Origin of the sequence: Chitinophaga caseinilytica (assembly GCF_038396765.1) — a bacterium.
GTDB lineage: Bacteria > Bacteroidota > Bacteroidia > Chitinophagales > Chitinophagaceae > Chitinophaga > Chitinophaga caseinilytica.
On sequence record NZ_CP150096.1, the window covers coordinates 1,394,961 to 1,416,126 of the forward strand.

Here is a 21,166-nt window from a genome sequence, read left to right on the forward strand (position 1 = left end):
TATTTTTTAATATGAAATAATGGTTACAACTCTATGAGGGCGTACACTTTGTTGTTGAGGTAGCGCCCGCCGGGGTTTCGTGCGGTATAGTCCATATTGATCCAGTACTCGCCGTTCATTTCATGATAATATAACTCTTTAACGGGCGGATTGTTGAAAAGCAGGATAATTGCCTGTTTCATCGTTTCGAAATCGTCTTTGTTACCACAATACAGCTCCGGATAGGCATGCCCCCGGATGAGCACGATGCGCATCCGCGCGCCGATAGATTCCATGCAAGACATCATGAGGATGCTGTGGTCATCACAATCGCCACCCATCCCGTTCTGGATCGTTTCCCTGGCCGTGGCGAAGTATTCGTCGCGCTGGGAATCGTTCACATACTTGAAATTCTCCCGGATATATCTGTAAAGAGAAAGATATCTGACGATACGGCCATACTTGGGGAAGTATTCGTCATAATAATCCACGGAATGTTTAACGGAAAAGTTGCGGACGAGGGAGTCGTTGTAATTGACTTTCTCCCGGATGCCGCGAACGGTCTTATCGACGTAGGTTTCCACTTTCCGGGGGTAGAAGCTGAGGATGTCCAGCTGCTTACTGTCTTTGGTGCCCCAGTTCCCCTGAACCATGCCCTGGTAATCGTTCACCACATTTTGGAAAGTATATTTCCCCGTAAACTGGTTAACGATCAGGGCACCGGCCACCAGCACGAAGGCGGGGATGATGAGCGGGCGGAAGATCCACAACAGCAGCCGGGTAAAGAGGAACGCGATCAGTATGGACACGAACAGGTCGATGTGCCACGCGCCCACCTGGATCACCGGCATGAACCGGTTGAGATAGGGGGCCAGGGGCAGGACGGTCAACAGGCTCAGCAGGTTCAGCAAAAAATGCTGAAATGTCGTGTATTTGCTCTGATCGATGGGCATTGCCGATTATACACCGCAAAATTATGCCAATTCCACCGGTAAACCGCTTAATGTTCCACGAGCCCGGGCAGGGTCTGGATAAAAGTGGTGCTCTGGCGGATGACGATCATTTTTTGCTGTGCGTCCTTTTTCTGTTTGTCCATCTGGAGTTGATGGTAAATCCGGTCGAGGATGCTGTAATTCAGCAGTGCGAAGATCTTGAAATCGAGTTTCTGGGCCGTATCCATGGCGGATTCCGCTGCGCGGATGGCTTTGTTGAACTCCTGGTCGTGCAGGTGGATTTGCGCGGCGATGATTTTCTGCAGCGTTTCGATATGCTTGCCGTTGTAAAATTCGGCAGGATAATGTTTCAGGACACTGTCTACATGGCAGCTCAGCCTTCTCGCCGAATCCACGTCGCCGGTATGGATGTGCGCCTGGGCTTTCCAGCAGAGCATCATGAGGCGGAATGGGTCTGTCCGGTTGAAAAGGATACTGGGGTGCTGTTCGAACAGCCGGCTGGTGAACAGCAGCAGCTGATGGTAGTCGCCCAGGAGGAGGAAAATGAAACAGAGCGCCCGGTATACCGCTTCTTCGCCGGTGGAAAGGGGTTTCTGTTTGCCGAAGTTCCAGCACGACGCGTAATGATAGATTTTGTCTTTCATCTCTTCGTCGATCTGCCCGAATTTCAGGTATTCGTAGATGAAAAGGAACGCGGCGTAAGGGGTGATCCACATTTCTGCCGCGGGCTCGCCCGCACAAAGCTTGCGGATGTTGGTCAGCTCGATTTCGCATTGCTCCGCATCCAGCTGCATCAGCGCCATCACGAACAGGTTGCACCGGATCTTCAGCCTGTCGTCTGCCGATTCGGCCATGCTCAGCAGCGTATTGAGCACCTTCCTTTTCTTGAAATGCATGAAATCGTCGGAAATGAACTGCCCGAACGGGTTTTTCCGGAAATATCCCGGCGGGAAAATGTTGGACAGTTGCTCCTGGTGCGTGCCTTCCTGCTGGTAATGCAAAACGACGTACTCCAGCAGGTGCGCTTTTTCGGAAGTGGCCAGCGGCAGGCGGAAGAAATCCCGGATGCCGTCTGCCTGCCCACGGGTGATCGCGTAGCGCAACAGCCATTTGAATACGGCAATGCGGAACGGGCTCTGCGGGAAATCGGCCAGGACAACTTCAAGTAAAGGTGCGGAAACGTTCTGGCCGTGCAGGTTCACGTAATGCATGGCCGTGAAGTACTCCAGCAGGAAGTTATGCGCGAAACGGACTTTCACGTTGAACATGATCTCCTGGCTGAGGTTTTCCTCCACTAATATATTGTCTGCCAACAGCTCCTTGTACGCCGGGAAGTAATCGGCGTTCTGGTTGAGGAGACCGCTTTTGTCGGTATACAAACCGGCCCTTCCCATATCGAGCAGCTTCAGCAGTTTTTCGATGAGCTGCATTTTGAAAGTGTTGGCCGGTGAATTGAAGACGCGGTTCTGGATGAACCGGGATATGATTTCGAACAGGCTGAGGTTTTCGTCGACGAATGAATGGTCGGGCGTGTTGCTCAGCTGGCAGAAAAGCTGGAGATAGTAAGGATGGCGGAGCTTCTGGAGAAAGCTGTCGGAAAAGAGGCGGACGGTGGCCGGGTCGAAATCGAAGTTATATAATACGGATTTGAGCTCCGTGTCTGTCAGCGGCGGGATATTGGTGTTGGTTTCTTCGTCCATTTCCGTGCCGAGGTACCAGTATTTGCGGAAGGCGGGGTACTGGTGCGACTGGTGGAAGACCTCGCCCCAGGTGCTGGAGCGGATAGAGAGGATCACTTTTACCCAGGGGTGGAGCTCGTTGGAATAAACGAAATCTTCCAGTTTATTATAAAGGAGTTTGAGTTTGTCTGCGCTCATGGCGATCTCGTCGAACCCGTCGATGATGAGGACGAGCCGGCCAGACCTTTCATCCGCGTGCTTGGTGAAGTATTCGCGGAAGTTGTCGCCGTGGCCGAGGTTCAGTTGGTTATCGAGCCAGGAGGAAAGGGAGAATCCTTTGAGGAGGAGGCTGCCTGCGGCGTGGGCGTTGATGAACCAGCAGATGTCTTGCGGGCAGGCGGGTGCTCTGCCGAACCAGTAATGTTCCGCGGCGTGCACGAGGGATGTGGATTTTCCCCAGCCGGCGGGCGCGATGAGTACGGTGGCGGCGTATTTGGATTCGAGGAATTTCTCGATATGCTGGAGGCAATAGCCGCGGGAGATGGTGTTATCGAACGGGAGGCCGCAGCGGTTGCGGAGGGTGAGGATCGTGTAGTGGGAAACGGCGGATGCTTTGCGGCGAACGTCGTCCCATTTCGATGCATCCTGACCTGCGGGGTGATCGAATTGCTTTTTGTAGAAATGGTTTTGAAAATCTTCCCAATCACGGAAGCGGCAATATTGCGCGAGCGTGTTGAGGGTGTAGCGGGAAAAACTGTGTTGTGTGACGGCGAAACCGAATACCCTTTTGAGGGTAGTTTCACTAACCAGTTTTCCTGTGTGGTTCATAATAGCCTGCGTGAGATGCTTGCATTGATTGGGTTGCAGATTCTCGACGCCGAATTGCCGCAATACTTCCGACTGTAAGGTAATAATGAAGTCGTAGGACAGATCGATCATAAGGGCGTACAATTAATGGATTAGGATTATGGTATGCCGGGATCCTGATTGAAATGAATAAATACGTAAAGGAATGAACGTTTGGATTTCGGTTTTTAACAAATGAACAAAATGAACAGATGTATGCATAGAGATAAGTTGTTTATAATTATCTGATAATCATGTCAATATAATATACTAACCCCTGCGGAAATTTTTTTAATAATCTGTGTTCCTAACTATTTTATTAACAGAGAGCATAAAATGAACAGAAAGGATGAACGGTTGATCTATAAATATTTCGATTTGACCTCGAGGTGACAAGTTCCATGAATAACCCGCGATACAAAGTATGAACTGCTTTTGTTCAGAATAATAAAAAATGAACAAAATGAACAGGATTTCTAATAATGAACGGAACGGTTGTTATGCATTGGAATGAATAAGAATGGCCTATCGATTTCGCATCTCCGCCAGTTAATTTAGCATCGTTAAATCGCTTCGAGAATCCATGATATTAAACCGAAGAATGCATCCTATCAAAAACTGTATAGCGCGGCTTTGTAATCCTGAACCTTTTTGATGCAGACAGTCATTCTCCTTTTTCATCATTGCCTCTGCAGCCAGAGTCGTTTGACCGGGAAACCCTGCTTCCAACCAAAAACAGTAGTTCCTTCCCGACGTGTTCGAAAGATCAACACAAGCATAATATAAACCCAAACCATTGTCGTATGAGTTGTAATGTTACTCCGAATTGCTTATGGCGCTTCTTCCTCGTGCTGTCCGCAGCCCTGGTGCTCGGATGGAACGGAAACGCGCGCGCTGCATCCCCTGCAGCATATAAACAATATTGGTGGTACCCGGAGAAAGCCCCGTCGCCCCTACCCGAAAACTGGTACGGGAGATCCCCGATGTTGCATGACGATGCCAGGCTGTCCTGGCTAAATGTGATGTCTATACGTAGTTTCTTCGCCGCCGGGCCCATCTACTCCCGCGGTACTACGGCGTCCAACATCCTCAACCCGCTACTCTGTATCGGTTGCTCGATCTCTGACCCCAACTTCGCGATCGATAACGATCCCAACACCGCCGCATTATATAATATGGAGGTAGGGCTCATCGCAGAAATGGGCCAGCGGATCGTGTTCCCCGGCACCTATGAAGCGGGCGACAGCCTCGTGGTCGACTTCGCGCTGACCACCACCGGTTTGGTAGACGCTTCGGTGCTGAACAACGTTCGCGTACGCACGTTCCTCGGCAGCGGCAACACCGCCAAACAGGACGTCCGCCTCGGCTCCGCCCTCAACGTACAACTGCTCGGCGTTGGATCCACCGGTAAAAGAAGGGCCGTGATCCCCATCACCAGCCAGTTCGACCAGGTGGCCATCACCTTCGGCGGGCTCATCAGCCTTTCGTACGACATGCAACTCTTCCAGGCCGCCGCCGTGGTGCCTGTAACGATAGCCCCCGCGGCTGATCCGATCATCAGTCCCGCAGGCCAGGCCGCTACCATGACGGCCTCCCACCGCCTCGGCGCCGCTACCTTCCGTTGGTACGACGCGCCCACCGGCGGCACCCTGCTGAATACCGGCGCTACCTACGCACCGGTCCTCACCCGCGGCGTCCATGATTACTATGTAGAAGCCACCACCACCGCCGATGGCCTCACCAGCATACTTCGTACCGGCGTCACCGTAGACGTCGGCGGCGGGCCCGGACTGCTCTGGAGCTACGGCGACCAGCAGGAAAGCCCCAAGCTCGGCGGCATCTGCGCGCTTTGCTCGGTCACCAATCCCGGTAACGCGATCGACGCAGACCCCGCTACCTTCAGCACCATCTCCTCGCCCGTAGGCGTGGCCAGCACGGTTGGCCAGCTGATCAAATTCCCGGGGATTTACCAGTCGGGAGATAGTATCATCCTCGACCTGGAGCTGCCCGGCGTTCTTTACACGAAATCCATCCTCACCAATATTTCCCTCCAGCCCTACCTCGGCGCCGCCGCCGCAGGGCCTTCCATCAGCCTCGGCACAGATCTGATCCATGTTCAGGCACTGGGCGTCGGGCTGGGAGGTACCCCCAAATTCCGCGTGAGCGTTCCTGCATCCGCCTCCTTCGATGGTGTGCAGGTAAACCTCAACGCAGTACTGGCAGAACTTGCCACCCTCCGCGTATATGAAGCAGTAGCCATGATCCCTGTGGCCGTGAGCCCCGCGGCCCCCGTCGTTCCCTACGGAACTTCGGCCAGCCTCGCCGCCACGGTCCGCCCCGCCGGCGCCACGTTCAACTGGTACACCACGCCCACCGGCGGCTCCCCAGTGAGCACCAGCGCCACTTTCAACACCCCGAACCTCACCCGCAGCACCACCTACTATGTGGAAGCGGTTGCCAACGGCATCACCAGCTACACCCGCACCGCAGTGCCCGTAAGGGTCGGCGGCACCGACGGCCCACTCTGGACGTACGGGGATACGGAAACGAGCCCCGTCCTCAGCGGCGTTTGCGTGGGTTGCTCCGTTACCAATCCGCAACTGGCGGTTGACCAGGACACTACGACCGCGTCTACCATCAACATCGCCGCAGGCGTACTTTCCAATGCAGGCCAGCTGATCCGTTTCCCGGGTAATTACCATGCGGGAGACAGCATCATCCTCGACCTGGGCATCCCCGCCGGGCAGTTGCTTTCGCTGCAACTGCTGAGCGGCATCAGGGTAGAAACATTCAACGGCAGCACCGCCAATAACGATGCGGCAGCTTTCAATACCAGCCTTGCGAACGCATTCGCGCTCGGTATCGGGGTGGGCCCCACCGGCAAGTTCCGGGTCAGCCTGCCGGTGAATACCGATTTCGATGCGGTTCAGATTTCGCTGGCCCCGCTCATCGGCGGCCTGGCGAACCTGCAGGTGTATGAAGCTACGGCTACCATTCCCGTGGCGGTGAACCCGGCCATTCAGACCGTTCCCTACGGAACATCCGCCACCATCACTGCCGCGAACCGCCTGGCTACCGCCACTTTCAACTGGTACACCACGCCCACCGGCGGTTCTCCGGTGTTTACGGGCGCCACTTTCAACACGCCTAACCTCACGGCAAAAGCGCGTTATTATGTGGAAGCCGCTACGCCAGACGGCAAGAAGAGCTTTACCCGTACCCTCGCCACGGTGAACCTCGGCGGCGGCGCGGGCCCGCTGTGGTCGTACGGTTTTGAAGAAGAAAGCCCGAAACTTGGCGGCGTTTGCCTGCTCTGCTCCGTATCCGACCCCGGTAACGCGGTAGACGGCAATCCCACCACTTTCAGCACGCTGTCTTCGCCGGTAGGCGTTGCCAGCACCGTGGGCCAACTCATCAAATTCCCCGGTATCTACCAGTCGGGAGACAGCATCATTCTCGACCTGGAGCTGCCCGGCGTACTCTACACCAAATCGATCCTCACCAATATCACCCTGCAACCTTACCTGGGCGCAGCTACGGCAGGGCCGGCCATGAATCTCGGAACAGACCTCATTCATGTGCAGGCACTGGGAATCGGGCTGGGCGGAACGCCGAAGTTCCGTGTCAGCATGCCGGTAACTACTTCGTTCGACGCGGTACAGGTAAACCTGAACGCGGTACTCGCCGAACTGGCTACCCTCCGCATATATGAAGCCGTGGCCATGATACCCGTGTCCGTAACCCCGAACCCGGCCGTGGTGCCGTATGGAACGAGTGCGAGCCTCAGTGCAACGGTTCGTCCTGCAGGGGCTACGTTCAACTGGTACACCGCACCTACGGGCGGCTCGCCGGTGGGAACGGGCGCTACGTTCAACTCGCCGAACCTGACCCGCAGCACCACTTATTATGTAGAAGCAACTGCAGGCGGCGTTACCAGCTATGTGCGGACGGCCGTTCCTGTGAGGGTTGGCGGCGCCGACGGGCCGCTCTGGTCTTATGGCGATAATGAAACCAGTCCTGTATTGAGCGGTATCTGCCTCGGCTGCGCCGTCAATAATCCCGGGCTGGCGGTAGACGAAGACACGACCACCGCTTCCACGATCACGATCCCGCTGGGCGTGCTTTCCAATGCCGGTCAGTTGATCCGCTTCCCCGGGAATTATCATCCGGGCGACAGCATCATCCTCGACCTTGGGATTCCTGCCGGTCAGCTGCTTTCCCTGAACCTGCTGAACAGCATCCGGATAGAAACTTTCAACGGACCCACTTCCAACAACGACGCGGCGGCGTTTAGCACAGCGCTGGCCAATGCGCAGGTACTGGGCATTCCTGTAGGGCCTACTGGCAAGTTCAGGGTGACATTGCCTGCAGGAGCAGACTTCGATGCCGTACAGATTTCGCTGGCCCCGGTAGTAGGCGGCCTCAGCAATCTGCAGGTCTTCGAAGCCACGGCCATGGTGCCGCTGACGGTTGCACCTTCTGTACAAACCGTTCCGCTGAATACTTCTGCTACTATTGGCGCTACCATTCGCCTGGGCAACGCCACGGTGAACTGGTACACCACACCCACCGGCGGCTCGCCGGTAGGAACGGGCGCCAGCTTCAATACACCTAATCTTACCCGCCAGACGTTCTACTGGGCGGAAGCCAGTACACCGGATGGCAAGAAGAGCTTCGTGCGCACAATGGCTACGGTGAACGTGGGCGGTGGCCCCGGTCCGCTGTGGACGTACGGCGACCAGCAGGCAGGGCCTGTGATCGGCGGTGTGTGCGTAGGTTGCAGCATTACCGATCCCGCGAAAGCGGTGGACGAAGACACGACCACGTCTTCCCTCCTCAGCATGCCCCTGGGCGCGCTTGGCAGCATTTCGCAGGTGATCCACTTCCCCGGCGTTTACCAGGCTGGCGATAGCATCGCGCTGTTCCTGGAGCTGCCCGATCAGCTGTTTAGTCTTTCTGCGTTAGGTGGCCTCACCGCGCAGACCTATCTGAATAATGTTCCGAACGGAGACGTGATTGCGCTGGACAACAGTCTTGTAAGATTGGAGCCCCTGGGCCTCGGTGTAGGCAGCACGGGGAAATTCCGCGTGACGTTCCCGGTAGGAGCGAACTTCGATGGTGTGAGCATCGGAACAACCGCCGTACTGGCCGGCCTGAACGGGCTGCGCGTATACGAAGCGGTTGCCTTCATGCCGCTGACCATCACGCCGCCGGCACCGGTAATCGCATCCGGCGCCACCGCAACGATGACCGCCAGCGTTCGCGCACCAGGCGCTACCTATTCCTGGTTCACGGAACCGAAAGGCGGCACGGCGGTTGGCAATGCCGCGGCATTTACTACTCCGACCCTTACGAGAACGAAACAATATTTCGCGGAAGCCTTCACGCCGGCAGACGGCAAGCGGAGCTTCTCGCGCACGGCTGCCACGGTGACCGTGAACGGCGGCCCCGGCCCGTTGTGGACGTACGGCGACCTGCAGCAGAGCCCGCTGATCGGCGGTATTTGCCTGGGTTGCGGCGTTTCGAACCCCAACCGTGCGGTAGACCAGGATACGACCACGGCATCGCAGATCACGATGACGGTGGGCGCACTCGGTAGTGTAGGTCAATTGATCAAATTCCCGGGTACTTACCAGGCGGGCGACAGCATCGCGTTGTTCCTGGGCGTGCCCAACCAGTTGGTGAATGCTCAGTTGCTTTCCGGCATCAGGGTGGAAACCTATAGCGGCAACACGCCGAACGGTAATCCCATTACGCTCGATGCGGATGTCGCAGACCTCCAATTGCTGGGGCTGGACGTAACCGGCGATGTGGCCAAATTCAAAGTGGTGATTCCGGCTACCACGGGCTTCGATGGCGTTCGGGTAGACCTGAACGGTGTGGTGGCCGCGCTCGGCAGCCTGAACGTATATGAAGCGGCGGCGTTCGTTCCCGTAACGGTTGCTCCGCCGAAGGCTACGGTTCCATTCGGTAATACCCAAACTTTCAATGCTTCGATCCGGTTCCCGGGCGCAACGTTCAGTTGGTACGAAACCCCGACCGGCGGCGTTCCCGTGGCAACAACGGCTACCTTCACCACGCCCACGCTGCTGAAGGATAAAACCTATTATGTTCAGGCGGCTACGCCGGATGGCCTCACCAGTTTCATCCGTACCAGCGTTCCCGTCACGGTAACGGTTGGCCCGGCCAGTCCTGACCTGTCTTGCGGCCGTGGCGCTACTTCCACTGCTACCGGCACCGTAGGCCTTTGCCTGTTGTGCGGTGTAGATGATGCGGCACTGGCGGTGGATGCGAACCCTGAAACGGCTTCGTCGCTGCACTTGCCGGTAGGCTTGCTGGGCGGTTCCGTTTACCAGCGGATCTCCTTCCCGACCGTTAGCACGCCCGGCGACTCGTTGCGTGTAGTGGTGGGCTCCACCACGGGCCTGCTCGATCTGAACCTGCTTGCGGGTACAACTGTCCGTCCGCGGATCGGTACCACTGAAAACGCGGCAGATGTGAAAACCCTGAACAGTGGCCTGCTGAACCTGCAGCTGCTGAACGGTGGCACGCGCAGTGTGATATCTTTCGTTCCCACAGCTGCATTCGACAACGTGGAAATCAGGCTTACGGGTGTGGTTTCCGCGCTGAATGAAATCAATGTATTCTACGTTCAACAAATAACCGCCCGTCCGACGATCGCCGCCGATACGGTGAACGTCTGCACCGGTCAGACCGCAACCCTGAACGCCACTGTGCCCGCGGGCAATACCGTGCGCTGGTACAGCACGGCTACAGGCGGAACGCCGCTGGCAACGGGCGCATCGTTCGTTACCCCGGCCATCAGCGCCAATACGGTATACTACGCCGAAGCGGTATCCGGCACTACCAATTGCCCGAGCGAAACGAGGGTGCCGGTAGTTGTACAGGTAGGCCTGGCGGAAGTAACGGTGACCGCCAATTCCGTGACCATCCCGCAGGGCAGCACGGCTACCTTCACGGTGAACAGCCCGAACCCGGCGCTGACTTACAAATGGTACGACGTACCCGTTGGCGGTACGGCAGTATTTACGGGCCCCAGCTTCACAACGCCCGCGCTGCAATCAACCACCACTTATTATGTGGAAGCAACGAACGCAACGGGTTGCGCGAGCGCCCAGCGTGTAGCGGTCGTAGCCAACGTGACCATCACGAACCCGGATGTACCCTGCGATGTAGCTACTACACAGGTGAGCAGCGTGAACGGCATCTGTATCGGATGCTTCGTAGATAACCAGGGTGCGGCGGTAGACGCCAGTACGACCTCCGCTTCGTCGCTGCATGTTGTTGCAGGATTGCTTGGTGCTTACGCACAACAGACGCTCATCTTCCCGTCGTCCAGCGACGCGGGCGACAGCGTTCGCATCCTCATATCCTTCCCGTCATCGCTGGCGGATGTGGCACTGTTGGGTGGAACGCAGGTGGCTACCTATAACGGTACTACTTTCAACAACGATCGCGTGGCGATCAACAACAGCCTGGTTAACCTGCGGCTCCTCGCCGGCAATACCCAGGCAATTATCGCCTTCAAGCCCAACGCGGTGTTCGACCGTGTGGAAGTTCGCCTCAATTCCGGCGTGGCCACACTGATCTCCGCGCTGAACATACATTATGCGCAACGCCTCATCGCGGTGCCGGATGTAACACCTGATACGGTGACAACCTGCGCCGGCGGTACGGCTACGTTCAACGTGGCGCCGAAACCGAATACCCTGTTCCGCTGGTATACGACACCTGCGGGCGGTACGCCGATCGCAACGGGCACTTCGTTTACGACCGGGCCTGTTTCGGTGGATTCGGTGTTCTATGTGGAAGCGGTGAAAACCTCCACCAATTGCGCGAACCCCGTTAGAACGAAAGCATTCGTGAAGATGGGTGCAGCACCGGCCGCGCCGACCGTGGAAAGCACGACGGTGACTACCTGCGAGGGAACTACGGCAACGCTTCGCGCTACCGCTCCTGCAGGCGCTACCTTCAACTGGTATACAACGGCCACGGGCGGTACATCGGTATTCACCGGTGCCAACTTCACCACGCCGGTGCTCGACAGCTCGGTGATCTATTATGTGGAAGGTGTTTCTGCCGGTGGATGCGCCAGCGCAGCGAGAACGGCCGTTCAGGTGAACGTGACCGAGCGCCCGGCAGTACCCGATGTTACGCCGGCGAGTGCCGCGGTTTGCGTGGGTGGCAATGCAACCCTCACCGCCACATCTACAACGGCGGGTGTCGACTTCAAATGGTATAGCGACGCGGGCCTTACCAACCTGGTATTCACCGGGCCGGTATTCAATACCCCTGCGATCACATCCAATACAACCTATTACGTAGTGGCCGCCAGCGGTCAATGTGTGAGCACCACCGCCCGTACGGTGAACGTACTGGTGGGAGCTCCGCCGGCTGCGCCGATCGTTTCCATCAACCCGGCTTCCGGTATGGTGGAATACGGTCAAACCGCAACGCTGACCATCTCCACACCTCAGGCAGGCGCCACTTATAACTGGTACCTGCAACCCACCGGCGGAAGCCCTGTCCATACAGGCAATTCCTTCACCACGCCGCAACTCACGAACGCTACCACGTTCTATGCAGAAACGGTGTCTGCCGGCGGATGCGCCAGCAGCACGCGCACGGCGGTGACGGTGAACGTGAACCGCGACTTCAACCCGGGTTGCGACTTCGCCAACCAGGCTACTTCCAGCATCAACGGCGTTTGCCTGTTGTGCGCTGTGAATAATCCTGACAACGCGGTAGACAACGATACGACCAACTTCGCCAATATCTCCATCCCTGTAGGTGTGGCCGGCGATGTAACGTATAACCTCAACTTCCCGTCGCTCGCAGCAGCCGGCGATACTGTGAAACTGCGTTTCGCAACCCCCAGCGGTCTGCTGGACGCTACCGCGCTTGGCCGCATCGAAATCACTTCGTTCAACGGCAACACATCCAACAACGACACCAGGGCGCTGAACAGTGCGCTGCTGCGTGTAGAACTGTTGGGCGGTGCCAACCAGCAGGTAGTGCTCTTCAGGCCGACCGGTGCGTACAACCGCATCCAGCTGAGGGTTCGCAGCCTGGTAGGCGCGCTGATGAACGTAAATGTTTATTATGCGAACAGGGTACTGGCTGCGCCGACCATCACGGCCAGCGACAGCACCATCTGCGCGGGCAGCACAACGGTGCTGACGGCAGTTGCGTCCGACAGTGCAACGGTACGCTGGTATACCCAGGCAACGGGTGGCACGCCGGTGTTCACCGGCAAGGTGTTCACCACACCGGCGCTCAACGCTACGACCACTTACTATGCTGAAAGCTTCCGCGCATCTACGAATTGCCCGAACCCGGCACGTACGGCGTTTACGGTGAACGTACTGCAGATCCCGCCGTCTCCTGCCATCATCGCAGGCGATACCACGATCTGCGCGGGCAACAACGCGATCCTGAAAGCTCGTCCGTCTGACCCGTCGCTCACCATTCGCTGGTTCGCTGCGGCATCCGGCGGTGCGCCGCTGAGCCTGGACAGTGTGTTCACCACACCTGCCCTTTCGGCCAATACTACTTATTATGTAGAAGCATACAACGGTACCTGCGGCTCCGCGACCCGCACGTCTGTAACAGTGACGGTAAGCACGGCTCCGCCGGCGCCTGTCCTGGAAGCAGACAGCGTGGGTATCTGCGCCGGCGCCAACGCAACGCTGCGTGTAACCGCACCGGCAGCTGGCGTCGTGTATCGCTGGTATACGACACTCACGGGCGGTACGCCGGTGTTTGAGGGTGCTACCTTCATCACGCCTGCACTGAACGGCACCACGATTTATTATGTGGAAGCCATCCGCTCAACAGGTGGTTGTCCGAACGCGGGCGGCAGGGTATCTGCTACCGTAACGGTGGGCACCACGCCTGCAGCGCCGACCGTGGAAAATGCAACGGTTGCGACCTGTGCGGGCACTTCGGCCACGCTGAGGGCAACTGCGCCTGCAGGGGCTACCTTCAGATGGTATACCCAGCAAAGCGGCGGTACGCCGGTGTTTACGGGAGCCACTTACATCACGGCCGCGCTCGACAGTTCCGTATCTTACTATGTGGAAGCGGTATCTGCCGGCGGTTGCGCCAGCGCAACGAGAACGGCCGTTCAGGTGAACGTGAGCGAACGCCCGGCTGTGCCAGACGTTACTCCGGGCAATGCTTCTGTCTGCGTAGGTTCACCTGCAGTGCTGACCGCTACCAGCACCACACCTGGTGTTGACTTCAAATGGTACAGTGATGCCGGCCTCACGAACCTCGTGTTCACAGGTGCCGTATTCACGACCCCGGCGCTCGGCGCGAACACTACTTATTATGTGGTAGCCGTGAGCGGCCAGTGCACCAGCGCAACGCCGCGTACGGTAACCGTAACGGCCGAAGCATTGCCTGCATCGCCGGCGGTGACCATCGTTCCGGCAGGCGGCATGATCAACTACGGTCAAACCGCGATCCTGAGCATCACCACCCCGAACCCTGCGCATACCTATCGCTGGTATACACAGGCATCCGGCGGTACGGCGTTCTTTACGGGTACATCCTTCACCACACCGCAACTTGCGAATACGACGGTTTACTATGTGGAAGCCGTAACGGCTGGCGGTTGCGCGAGCGCGAACAGAACGGCGGTTACGATCAACGTGAACCGCGACTTCAACCCGGGCTGCGACTTCGCCAATGCGGCAACGTCCACCATCAACGGGGTTTGCCTGCTCTGCGCGGTGAACAACCCTGATAACGCGGTAGACAACGATACGACCAACTTCGCCAATATCTCCATACCGGTAGGTGTGGCTGGCGATGTTACCTATAACCTGAACTTCCCGGGCCTCGCCGCCGCAGGCGATACGGTGAAACTGCGTTTCGCCACCCCGGGCGGCTTGCTCGATGCCACGGCGCTGGGCAGGATCGAGATCACTTCGTTTAACGGTGCAACGTCGAACGGCGACACCAAAGCGCTGAACAGCGCGCTGCTGCGTGTTGAAGTACTGGGCGGAGCCAACCAGCAGGTGGTGCTCTTCAGCCCGGGTGCTCCGTACACCAGTGTGCAAATCCGGGTCCGCAGCCTGGTGGGCGCGCTGATGAATGTGAACGTGTACTATGCGAACAGGGTGCTCGCTTCACCGACCATCGCCACCAACAACGTGACGATCTGCGCCGGTACCAGCACTACACTGACCGCTACTGCATCCGACAGTGCGACCGTTCGCTGGTACACCCAGGCAACGGGCGGTACGCCGGTATTCGTGGGTAAAGTGTTCAACACACCTGTGCTGAATACGACCACTACCTACTATGCGGAAGCCTATCGCGCATCTACGGCTTGCGCCAACCCGATCCGCACACAGGCCACGGTGAATGTATTGCCTGTTCCGCCGGCTCCGGCCATCATCGCCGGAGACACGACCATCTGCATCGGCAATAACGCCGTGCTGAAGGCCCGTCCGGCTAACCCGGCCCATACGATCCGCTGGTTCGCTGCAGCATCCGGCGGCACGGCGCTCAGCCTCGACAGTGTGTTCACTACGCCGAACCTCACTGCGAATACGACTTATTATGCGGAAGCATACAACGGTACCTGCGGAACTGCTACCCGAGTACCCGTAACCGTAACGGTGGCCACGCTGCCGCCGGCCCCGGTACTGGTAGCCGACAGCATCTCCATCTGCACCGGCGCAACGGGTACGCTCAGCGTACAGAACCCTGTAGCTGGTGTGGTGTACCGCTGGTACAATGTAATATCCGGCGGCACGCCGATCTTCACGGGCAACAGCTTCGTGACACCGGCGCTGACCAACACGACCATTTACTATGTGGAAGCAGTCCGCTCCGCAGGCGGTTGCCCGAACGCGGGCGGTCGTGTAGCGGCCACTGTGAATGTGAACCAGGCTCCGGCGACACCGGTTGTGACCAACGCTACTACCGCGGTATGTCTTGGTAAGACAGCCACGGTAAGCGTTCGCAACCCGCAGGCCGGCATCACATACAGGTGGTATGCGGCTCCGTCGGGTGGTGCGCCGATCTTCACCGGCCCCGTATTCAATACCCCGGCGATCACCGATACGATTTCCTACTTCGTGGATGCCGTTGGCATCGGCGGATGCACCAGTTCTGCAAGGGCCAAAGCGCATGTGACGGTTAACGCACTGCCGACGGCCCCGACGGTACAGGCTACCAGCTTGTCTGTTTGTTTGGGTGGAAGGGATACGCTCCGCGTATTGAACCCCACCGCAGGCATTACCTATAACTGGTACGATCAACCGGGCGGCACGCTCCTGTCTACAGGCGCCAACTTCCCGATCGGTCCGGTGAATGCAGCCGATTCCTTCTACGTGCAGGCGGTGAACGCTTCCGGATGCGGTAGCGCTGCCCTCACAAGGGTTACCATCGCCGTTGCCGCCAACCCGGTTGCGCCGGTAGTGGCAGGCAGCACGTCGATCTGCCCGGGCGATACGATCCGTCTTTCGATCCAGAACCCGGCTGCGGGTGTGACCTACAGGTGGTTCAACGCCCCCGCGGGCGGTAACCTCCTGGGAACAGGCAGCACCTTCACCGCCACAGGTGTTACATCCAACGTAACCTATTACGCGGAAGCCCTCAATACAGGCGGCTGCGTAAGCACCAGCAGAACCGCGGTGCTGGTAACCGTGAACCCTGCTCCGCCGGTAGTAACGGTAGATGCAGCTTCCAAATCCATCTGCGTAGGCACCTCCGCCACCCTGAAAGTGATGAACCCGCAGGCCAACCTGACCTACAGGTGGTACGACGCCGCAACCGGCGGAAACCTGGTAGGAACGGGCGCATCCTTCATCACGCCGGTGCTCAATGCAAATAGAAACTTCTATGTACAGGCTGTGAACAGCAGTAATTGCGTAAGCGCCAGCCGCACGCAGGTAAGCGTTACCGTGACACCGCGTCCCGGAACGCCGACCGTCACCAACGGTGAAGTAACGGTGTGCGCAGGCAACAGGCCTACGGCGAGCGTCAGCAACCCTGTGGCAGGTATTACCTACCGCTGGTACGATGCACCGATCGGTGGTACCCTGCTGTTTACCGGCAACAGTTATACAACGGCCGCTCCGCTCACGATGCGCGATACCATCTATGTGGAAGCAGTGAACGCAGGCGATTGCGCCAGCGGTAACCGCGCCCAGGTGATCCTCATCGCCACGGCGGCACCTGCCCAACCGGTTGTGGTTGGCGGGACCACGGTATGCGCCGGCGATACGGTTCGCCTCAGCATCCAGACGCCGCAGGCCGGTATCACGTACAGCTGGTACAGCACCGCAAACGGCGGCACGCCGCTGGCTACGGGCACCAGCTTCACGGTGAACGCCATCAGCGCATCCACATCCTTCTATGTGGAAGCGAACAACGGTACCTGCGCCAGCACGAGCAGAACGGTGGTAGCCATCACGGTGAACCCCGTACCGGGCTCGGTAACGGTAGACGCAACGGCGAAAACCGCATGCGCAGGCAGCACGGCCGTGCTCAATGTAACGAACCCGCAGGCCAACCTGACCTACAGGTGGTTCAGCGCCGCCAACGGCGGAACCCTCCTGGGATCCGGCACCTCCTTCACTACCCCGGTGCTGACCGGTAACACCAGCTTCTATGTGGAAGCCGTGAACACCAGCAATTGCGCCAGCAACAACCGCACGCAGGTGACGGTAACGGTATCTCCCGCTCCGGCTACCCCGACGGTAACCGCCGGCACGGTAACGGTTTGCGCAGGCAACCGTCCGAACGCGAGCGTGAGCAATCCTGTTGCGGGTATTACCTATCGCTGGTACGATGCTCCGAGCGGCGGCACCCTGCTGTTCACCGGCGCAAACTATACGTCTGCAACCCCGCTCACGATGCGCGATACCATTTATGTGGAAGCAGTGAACACCAGCAGCTGCGCGAGCACCAACCGCGCCCAGGTGATCCTGATCGCATCCGCAGGGCCTGCAGTACCGGTGATCGTGGGTAATACGAATGTATGTGCAGGCGCTCCGATCAGCCTGAGCGTACAATCTCCGCAGGCAGGTATTACCTACAGGTGGTACGATGCCGCCAACGGCGGATCGCTCCTGTTCACCGGCAGCACGTATGCACCAACGGGCATCACGGCCACCACTTCTTTCTATGTAGAATCCGATAACGGCACCTGCGCCAGCGCAACGAGAGCCGCCGTAACCGTAACCATCTCACCGGCTCCGCCAGTGGTAACGGTAGACGCTGCAGCGAAAACAGTTTGCGCAGGCAGCACCGCCATACTGAACGTAACGAACCCGCAGGCCGCACTGACCTACAGGTGGTACGATGCCGCAACCGGCGGAACCCTCCTGGGAACGGGTACATCCTTCACCACACCGGCACTGACCGCAAACGCTATCTTCTATGTGGAAGCGGTGAACGCAGGCAATTGCGCCAGCAGCTCCCGCACGAGCGTGACGATCACGGTATCTCCGGCCCCGGGCACCCCGACGGTGACCGCCGGCACGGTAACGGTTTGCGCAGGCAACCGTCCGAACGCAAGCGTGAGCAATCCGCAGGCGGGCCTGACCTACAAATGGTATGATGCACCGAGCGGCGGCACCCTGCTGTTCACCGGCGCAACCTACGCAGCGGCCACCCCGCTCACCGTACGCGATACCATCTATGTAGAAGCAGTGAACGCCAGCAGCTGCGCGAGCGGCAACCGCGCCCAGGTGATCCTGATCGCAGCCGCAGGGCCTGCAGTACCGGTGATCGTGGGTAACACGAATGTGTGCGCAGGCGCTCCGATCAGTCTGAGCGTACAATCTCCGCAGGCAGGTATTACCTACAGGTGGTACGATGCAGCTAACGGCGGATCGCTCCTGTTCACCGGCAGCACGTATGCGCCGACGGGCATCACAGCCACTACATCGTTCTACGTAGAATCCGATAACGGCACCTGCGCCAGCGCAACGAGAGCAGCCGTAACCGTAACCATCTCACCGGCTCCGCCAGTGGTAACGGTAGACGCTACTGCGAAAACGGTTTGCGTAGGCAATACGACCATCATCAATGTAACGAACCCACAGGCCTCACTGACCTACAGGTGGTACGACGCCGCAACCGGCGGCACCCTCCTGGGAACGGGCACATCCTTCACCACACCGGCACTGACCGCAAACGACATCTTCTATGTAGAAGCGGTGAACGCAGGCAATTGCGCCAGCAGCATGCGCACCAGCGTGAACGTAACAGTGACCGCCGGTCCTGATGTACCGCTGGCTGTGGAAGGTGAAGTAATAGTATGCCGTGGCGACAGGGCAACCGGAAGGGTAAGGAACGCCCGCACCGACTACCAGTATCGCTGGTACGATGCACCGAGCGGCGGCAACCTCCTCTTCACAGGGGCCAGCTACACCACGCCTGCAGGCCTGACGGCAAAAGATACGGTATACGTTGAAGCGAGCCTGTTGGGCGGCAGCTGCGCCAGCAATGGCCGCGCCCAGGTGATCTTCATCCCGGCAGACGCACCGTCTGTACCGGTACTGGCAAACGGCGGCACGGTGAACATCTGTTCCGGTGCAACCGCGACCTTCACGATCCAGAACCCTGTGGCCAACGTGACCTACAGGTGGTACGACGCCGCAACCGGCGGAACCCTCCTGCAATCGGGCACCATGGCCAGCTATACCACGGGCGCGCTCACCAGCAGCCTCACGGTGTATGTTGAAGCGGTAGTCGGCGGTTCCTGCACCAGTGCAGGCAGAGCCACTGCAAGGGCTGAAGTGGGCGGCATACCGGTGGTACCGGTGGTAACGGCAGACGCCAATACCATCTGCCCCGACAGCACGGTCGACATCAGGGCTACCTCAACACAGGCAGGCACTACCTTCACCTGGTTCACTTCCGCAACAGGCGGCACACCGATCTTCACCGGAGCGGTGTTCACGACCCCGGCGCTCACAGCAGCTACCACTTACTATGTAGCGGCCAGCAACGCCAGCGGATGTGTAAGCGCAACCCGCACGCCGGTTACCATCAACGTATACGCAGTGCTTCCGGCACCGACGGTTTCCATCTCCAACAAAACGGCTACTTCGGTAACCTTCAGCTGGAATGCGATCGCAGGGGCACTGGGTTACAGAGTATCGACCGATGGTGGCGCCACCTTCACGCAGCCGAGCTCCGGCCTCCTGGGCACCACGCATACCGTGACAGGCCTGCAACCGAACCAGACCGTTACCCTCCAGGTAATGTCGGTAGGGGCCAGCGAATGTCAGAACAGCGCATGGTTCCAGGGCGGTGGCAGCACCGATAACCCGGCCGGTAACCTCGTATTCGTTCCGAACGCGTTTACGCCGAACAACGATGGCACCAACGATATCCTCTACGTGTATGGCACCACCATCCGCCAGATGGAATTCAGGGTGTACAACCAGTGGGGACAACTAGTGTTCGAGTCGAAAGACCGCGGACGCGGATGGGACGGCACCATGAGCGGCAGGAAACAGCCGGTAGGCGTATACAACTACGTGCTCCGCGCAGTGCTGCAAGACGGTACGGTCGTGAATAAACGTGGAACCATCACTATCGTGAGATAGTATTTCCAAAAAACATAGGCAAAGCAAAAAACATCAAACTGCCGGAACGAAGTCGAAAGCTTCGTTCCGGCTATCAAAAACGAAAAACACGTTCCTATGAAGAATAAAATTTTTGTGGCATTGCTCGCTGTATGCGGATGTTTGCAGCAAACAGCCAAAGCGCAGGTAGACCCTCACTTTTCCCAGTATTACGCGTATCCGCTGTTCCTCAACCCGGCCATGGCGGGCGTGATCGATGGCGATTGGCGGCTGACCGGGAACTATCGCAACCAGTGGTCGAACTTCGGGGACCCGTTCTCCACCGGCGGTGTTTCATTCGACGCGCCCACCGGCAAGAACCTCGGCCTGGGCATCACCGCCCTCAACATGAAAGCCGGCTCCGCGGGATTTAATTACTTCAACGCCATGGCTACCGTTTCGTACAGCGGTGTAAAAATGGGCCGGAACCAAACCACGCAACTCGTGGCGGGCGTTCAGGCGGGTGTGATCAGCCGGCGGATCGATCAGTCCAAATTCCAGATGGGCAGCCAGTACAACCCGGTGAGCGGCTTCGATCCGAACATCCCCACCGGCGAATCGCTGCGGGCCACTTCGTCTACAGTGTTCGACGCAAACGTGGGCCTGTTGCTGTTCGACGGCAATCCCAACCACAAATTCAATCCCTTCATAGGCATTGCCGGTGCACACCTTACCCAGCCGCAAGACCCCTTCGTGGCGGAAAACGACGAAACGAAATCGTTGCCCATCCGCTACACCGTGCATGGCGGCTCCCGCATCAAAGTGTCTGAAATGATCGGCCTCACGCCCCACGCGCTGTACATGCGCCAGGGCAACGCGGAAGAAACCGTTGTGGGTGTATATTCCCAGGTCCGCGTTAACCTCGATTTCGACCTGCTCATCGGGGCTAACTATCGCTTGAAAGATGCGGTGATCCCTTTCGCAGGGTTCCATTACAAAAACTTCACGCTCGGCCTCAGCTACGATGCCAACGCGTCTAACCTCCGCAAGCTCGCCAGCGGCAGCAACGCATTCGAAGTATCGCTGTCGTTCATCGGCCGGAAACGCCGCATCCTTCAACCGGAATATTTCATCTGCCCCAGGTTATAAT

General features: G+C 58.2%; 4 protein-coding genes. 2 read left to right on the forward strand and 2 right to left on the reverse strand.

Annotated features, from left to right (window positions below; all coding sequences use genetic code 11):
- Positions 1 to 23: 23 nt before the first annotated feature.
- Positions 24 to 932, reverse strand: coding sequence for a transglutaminase domain-containing protein (locus WJU22_RS06030; protein ID WP_341842357.1), 909 nt, complete (start codon positions 930 to 932; stop codon positions 24 to 26).
- 47 nt (positions 933 to 979) lie between these two features.
- Entirely contained in the window at positions 980 to 3,550 is a 2,571-nt protein-coding gene (locus WJU22_RS06035; RefSeq protein WP_341842358.1) for a hypothetical protein, read from the reverse strand.
- Between the two features lie 710 nt (positions 3,551 to 4,260).
- On the opposite strand from WJU22_RS06035, the gene WJU22_RS06040 reads away from it, so the two are divergent.
- Positions 4,261 to 20,058 (forward strand): gliding motility-associated C-terminal domain-containing protein, encoded by a 15,798-nt coding sequence (locus WJU22_RS06040; RefSeq protein ID WP_341842359.1) that lies wholly within the window; start codon positions 4,261 to 4,263, stop codon positions 20,056 to 20,058.
- A 96-nt stretch (positions 20,059 to 20,154) separates the two neighbouring features.
- A complete protein-coding gene (locus tag WJU22_RS06045; RefSeq protein WP_341842360.1) occupies positions 20,155 to 21,165 on the forward strand; it encodes a PorP/SprF family type IX secretion system membrane protein in 1,011 nt (336 codons plus the stop codon).
- Position 21,166: the final 1 nt, after the last annotated feature.